Origin of the sequence: Bacillus sp. GMs2/2, from assembly GCF_050172095.1 — a bacterium.
Classification (GTDB): Bacteria; Bacillota; Bacilli; order Bacillales; family Bacillaceae_G; genus Bacillus_A; species Bacillus_A cereus.
Window position 1 is genome coordinate 1 of record NZ_JBNLYE010000341.1, and the last position, 4,112, is coordinate 4,112.

Here is a 4,112-nt window from a genome sequence, read left to right on the forward strand (position 1 = left end):
TTTAAGAGAGGAAGGAAAACTATGAAGATGAAACGAAAAATCATGATGACAACGGCACTTGCAGCTACGTTAGCTACAGGTGCACTACCTACTACCTCGGTGTTTGCTGCAGAAAAGGAGGCTCCTATTCAACTAAAAGAGGCACAATTAAGTATTCAACCTTTTGCACAAAACAATTTGGAAACAGCCGTTCAAGCTGCCTTAAATGGTCCAGAAGTCAAAAAAATCAAAGTATTTGAACATGAATTTAATGTAAAGGAAATAGAAGTAGTAAATCTAGGTGCAGGAAAAAAATATGTTAAGGGGCAAATCTCTCATCATTTAAGTTTTCGTCCAGATGATCAATTTTATTATGAGTTTACAGTACAAGATGGAAAGCTACTAGATAAACCTGTATTTAATATTGATAGAGGTGGTTGGACACCATTTGCTGCTCCACTTTTATCAATTCTTGCTGCGTATAATGGAATTCCAGTTAATCCAAATGATTTAAATGCACTTGGTCAGCAGATTGGTAAAGTTATAGATGGAAGCTGGGAACATGCAGCCCAATCAATTGCAACTGTAGTTAGTCTAAGTTTTAATGAGTAGAATTTTTCAATTTTTATTAGCAGTGTAGAGATCCGCTTTTTGTAATCAGCCTTGTTATAAGAGATTCTAAAACAGCTATTAATAAATTTTTACCACTCAATCACATTATCTTGATTTGTTTACCACCTTATCATTCATTATATGTCACAAAATAGAAGTCTTTTTTAGGACTTCTGTTTTGTTTGTATTCAATACGATAAACAGTTATTTTTTGGAGGCTATACTTCGAGTTTTCAAGAATCCGCTTGGCTATTAGGGACAATTTATAATAAAAAATTATTAAAGTCTCAAATAACTTACTCCTCCTATTGTTAATTATTTTTAAATACAAAAATTTATTATCTTAAGAATGAAAAACAATAAATATAGTAAAAAATCATCTAACAATTGTTTAAAGGTCAGGAGAGAAAAAATGAACAAAATAAAAATGAGAAATTTCTTTAAAATTAGCATCCTTACTTGTATTACACTAGCAAGTTTAAGTACACCATCTACTATTTTAGCTGATAGTCATCCAGGTTACTCCTATGAATCCAATATAGGGTATCAAAATCCATCGTGGATGTCGAAAATAGAAGGTTCAACAAAAATAAGTGAAATATCTATTCCAGGGACTCACGGTACGATGGCTTTACATGGAGCGAGTTTTCTTGATGAAAATTTGACAAGAAATCAAACTATGAGTTTATCCCAACAATTAAATTCTGGAATTCGATATGTAGATATGCGTGTTAAACGTGTAAAAGATTCTTTTGCAATGTATCATGGCGTTGTAAATCAAAAAGCTGTGTTTGAAGATGTATTAAAAGAGACCATTCAATTTTTAAAAGATCATCCAACAGAAACAATATTAATGCGCTTAAAAGAAGAAACTAATCCTGAAAGTGGATCTCTATCATTTGAGGAGATATTTTTAAAATATAAAAACGTTAATGCTTCATATTTTTGGGATCCTAATTCCGTACCAACTTCAGATAGAAATAACCCTACTTTAGGAGATACCCGCGGAAAAATTGTAATCTTACAAAACTTTACATCCGCTCAATTGTACGGGATTGATTACGAAGGTTTAAATATACAAGATAAATTTGAAATTGGAAGCGGACCAGACGAAATATATACAAAATGGATTGCGATAAAAAACCATCTACAAAATACAAATATTAATTTTAATACTAGAAAAATTTACCTCAACCATTTTAGTGGTACGGGAGGCGCAGCCGCATTTTTAAATAATGTATATCCTTGGTTTGTTGCAAGCGGAAAAGAGAGCAGGAATACTGACAGTAGTCCTAAATTGATTCAAACGAATTCCACTAATGCGTGGAGTGATTTCCCTCGTGATAGAAACGGACAAGTATACTATGGGGGGATGAATACACTTGGGACCGAACTCTTACAACAAGGCGCAATTAAACATTCTGGTATCATCGCAGCTGATTTTCCCGGTCCAGGTTTAATTGATAGTATCATTAAATTAAATGGTATACATTCAAATGAAAAAGAAATATTAATTTCACAAATATCATCTGAATCTAGTCCTTTATCAGGGCAACAAAATCGATCCAGCCAAAACTTTAAAATTGATAGTTTACCTGTAGGTACCAAAGAATTAAAATGGGTTATTGAGCCTTCAGAAAAAGATTATCCTTCTACTATTTCTTTCAATGTAATGATTGATGTTTCCCTAGGAATAGATTCTACTCGTTGGAAAAATATTTCACATGAATCTAGGACTGAAGCTTACACAAATACTAAATATTATATTGCAAGTCCAATTGGTGCCACTAGAAAATTCACAGTGAAAATATACGCTATTACAAATTAAAAAAAAAGAATCCCAATGGAATTCCATTGGGATTCTTTTTTAATTTCATTTCGTAAACATTAGGATGGCGTTTAAATTTTATCCCGCATTAACGGGCGCCCGTAAAAGCCCGATTGGTGAGGGATGATAATCAGTGGGGGATGAACAAAACCTTCACTGATTAAAATTTCACTTTATTAACATATTATTTAATCCATTAGATAATTATATTTGAAACAGCCCTTAATTTTTAAAGAGCAATCCAAATTTGTTAACTACCTTTTTCAGCTTATCATTTATTCAAAACTGGCTTCCAAAGCGATAAAGCAAAAATCCAATTTGAGTCGCCATTTCCTTGATGATTTTGAACCGCTTCGTACACTTTCCCCTCATGTATTACTCTATCACCTTTAGTATATGCTTTTCTTGCATCCCATTTTTCATATGCGGAATCCTCTAACTTTGTTGTTACATTCAAAACATCACTTCTACTAGATTCATTTCCAGCTAAATCAACCGCCGTCACTACATATTTATACGATGTATTAGCCTTCAAATCTTTATCCATAAAGGATGTATTAGCCGCCGTCCCAATTTTATTCATAACCCCAGCGCTTTCTCTATATACAATATAATGGTCAACACCTACATTATCTTCTGACGGACTCCACATCAAATCAACAGTTGTCGCCGTTGTACCCATACTATGTAATCCTTTTGGTTGAGCTGGAGCCTCTATATCTGGGATTGCATGTGTTGTCTTAACCTTTAGTTTTTCACTTTCTTTTGATATGTTTCCAGCAGAGTCTAATGCCTTTATTGTATAAGTATATTCCGTATCTGCTTTTAGTTTTTTATCAATAAAAGTTGTACCTGGTACCGTATTAATTACTTCTCCATTACGTAACACTTGATATTCTTTTACACCTATATTATCAGTAGAGGCCTTCCATGTTATTTCAACACTATTGGCAGAAACTTTAGAGGCATTTAATTCAGTTGGTTGACTTGGAGCTACTGTATCAGGTGTTTCATTATTTACTAAATTTACATCAATTACATTATAAAAGGCATTTGACGTATCTGCTACATCCCATACAGCTAAAATAACATGATAACCATTACGATCAGTTGGTACATTAATTGTATGTGTTAAATTATTTGATGCGGCCGAACCGTCATGTTTTACAGTTCCAATTGGTTCTAATTCCGCACGTGTTAATGGTTTATTAGGATCCCATCCTTTTTTTGTAATGTAATAATGCCATTTACTTGTAGAATGTGCTGCTGTATATTTCCATGTAAATGTATTTTCTCCACCCTTAATTGTGTTTTTGAACCAACGATTTGTTGTTTGTTGGTCAAGAGTTCCTCCAAATAGTCCTCCTGCCGAAGCGATTTTACCATCAATCGGTCCACCATCGGGAAACCCTTTAGGTGCTTCTAGACTTTGAGGTTCATACATTACATTTCCACAATTTAAATTTAATGCCCCATAATTCTGACTACATAAAGCAGCACGACTACTCGGCTTTTCAACAAACCCGTGTGCATACGCACTTTGAGGAGTCATTGTGATTGCTGTCATGCCTGCAGCCAAAACACAAGCACCAATCCCCTTTTTACTTGTTCTTAATCTTTCCAATTTAGATGTTAATTTCAATTTCATTTTTGTCCCCCCAATATATTGCTTTCGCTAATATAATAGCAATAT

Annotated in this window: 3 protein-coding genes; 2 read left to right on the top strand and 1 reads right to left on the bottom strand. The window is 33.6% G+C overall.

The features are described from left to right. Window positions 1-21: 21 nt before the first annotated feature. Window positions 22-591 (top strand): methyltransferase, encoded by a 570-nt coding sequence (locus ACQGS6_RS23815; protein ID WP_426965705.1) that lies wholly within the window; start codon window positions 22-24, stop codon window positions 589-591. Window positions 592-1,003: 412 nt separating this feature from the next. Then, window positions 1,004-2,419 (top strand): phosphatidylinositol-specific phospholipase C, encoded by a 1,416-nt coding sequence (locus ACQGS6_RS23820; protein WP_001033594.1) that lies wholly within the window; start codon window positions 1,004-1,006, stop codon window positions 2,417-2,419. Window positions 2,420-2,690: 271 nt separating this feature from the next. Here ACQGS6_RS23820 and ACQGS6_RS23825 read toward each other — a convergent pair whose 3' ends face one another. Next, window positions 2,691-4,067: a lytic polysaccharide monooxygenase gene (locus ACQGS6_RS23825; protein WP_025966609.1), complete on the bottom strand. Its 1,377-nt coding sequence runs from the start codon at window positions 4,065-4,067 to the stop codon at window positions 2,691-2,693. Window positions 4,068-4,112: the final 45 nt, after the last annotated feature.

Bases quoted from the DNA above. Each gene is read 5' to 3' on its own strand.
- ACQGS6_RS23815 (WP_426965705.1), top strand. From the start codon at position 22: ATGAAGATGAAACGAAAAATCATGATGACAACGGCACTTGCAGCTACG.
- ACQGS6_RS23820 (WP_001033594.1), top strand. From the start codon at position 1,004: ATGAACAAAATAAAAATGAGAAATTTCTTTAAAATTAGCATCCTTACT.
- ACQGS6_RS23825 (WP_025966609.1), bottom strand. From the start codon at position 4,067: ATGAAATTGAAATTAACATCTAAATTGGAAAGATTAAGAACAAGTAAA.